Genomic DNA, 1315 nt, shown 5'->3' with positions numbered 1-1315 from the left:
GCTCAATGGCACGGATAACCTCAGCCACTTGCTGCAGTCGCTGTGATGATACGAAGACCGGCCGCGCTGCAAACACATGAGGGCAGCGTGACATCAGCAGCTCCAACAGCTCGGGATTCCCAAGCTGGTCGGTCAATGCGTTTGCGAGCGCCGCTTGATCCAGGCTTATGCAAAAGCACGCTTCGTTAAGCGCTGTGGCTGTCGTACCGCATTTTTCTGATGGGGATGCTTGCACAGGAAACTCCGAACCATTCATACAAGTTCGAAAGCGGTGACCCCTTTCGGTTCAGCCAAGCAATTACATGCGTAGGGCGGCGAGTCGCCGGCTAGTGCCCATTTTCAGGCACGACTTTCATCACGCACCGGGAGCGTGAGCGTGAAGGTTGTAAACCCATCAGCCGACACGCAAGCGATGCGACCTTTGTGGGCTTCAACTATCGATCGGGTAATGGCCATGCCGAGACCAGCATTCAAGGTAGTACCCTCACGTCTGGCAGTATCTACTCTGTAGAATCGATCGAATACTCGAGTCTGGAGCTCCTCTGGAATGGTTATTCCACGGTTGGAGATTGCCGTAGAAATGGATGTGCCGCTTTTCCATATCTCAACGCTGATTGTGCTGCCTTCATCTGCATACCGCACTGCGTTTGAGACGATATTAGAGATGGCCCGCCTTAGCATTGATTTGTCGCCTTTCACCTGGCCATCGCCTGTTAGCTCGATCCTTACGTTCCTGTCCTCGGCGGCGAGATCGTAGTATTCGACAACACTGGCAGTAATCTCAGCCATGCTGGCATCTTCGGTGCTAGGTATGATTTTTCCGTTATCTGCCTTGGCAAGGAACAGCATGTCATCGACCATCTTAGACATGCGCCTGAGCTCTTCGAGGGCTGAATATATGATGTCCTTATAGTCGGCGTTCTCGCGGTCGCGCAGGAGGGCGACTTCCATTTGCGTAAGCATGCTGTTCAGAGGAGTTCTTAGCTCATGAGCAATGTCGGCTGAAAATCCCGATAACCTGAGAAAGGAATCATCAAGACGTGAGAGCATCTCGTTGAAATTATCAACGAGTTCGTGGAGCTCGCCTGGCACCGATTCGGTCGGAATTCGAGTATCCAAGCAGTTAGCGGTAACCGTAGAAGAGGTCTTGGAGAGCTCGTCGATCGGTTTTAAAGCCTTTTTKGATCAAATAAACACCTAAAGCGCCACTCAGAAAGATATTCGCGAGCTGCCGCTCAAGACGCTCTTGGTGCAGTTGGAGCTCAAGGGCGTGATCGCGCCGCGCTATGCGTTTTATGCGGAATACCGTTTCAAA

At 52.2% G+C, this 1315-nt stretch carries 2 protein-coding genes and 1 pseudogene; all 3 read right to left on the bottom strand.

Annotation, left to right across the window (positions count from 1 at the left end):
* Positions 1–256 (bottom strand): annotated as a pseudogene (locus DQ405_RS27370) (hypothetical protein); the annotation flags it as partial.
* A gap of 83 nt (positions 257–339) precedes the next feature.
* The gene (locus DQ405_RS26985) at positions 340–1119 is read right to left on the bottom strand and encodes a heavy metal sensor histidine kinase (RefSeq protein ID WP_241730248.1); all 780 of its coding nucleotides are present in this window, start codon (positions 1117–1119) and stop codon (positions 340–342) included.
* Between the two features lie 4 nt (positions 1120–1123).
* Positions 1124–1315 (bottom strand): hypothetical protein (locus tag DQ405_RS28035; protein ID WP_241730247.1); only part of this gene is annotated, 192 nt, incomplete at its 5' end.

The sequence above is a fragment of the Pseudomonas sp. SST3 genome (genome assembly GCF_003325755.1).
Note: the sequence above shows the minus strand (reverse complement) of the source record. Positions and strands in the feature narration are given on the sequence as shown.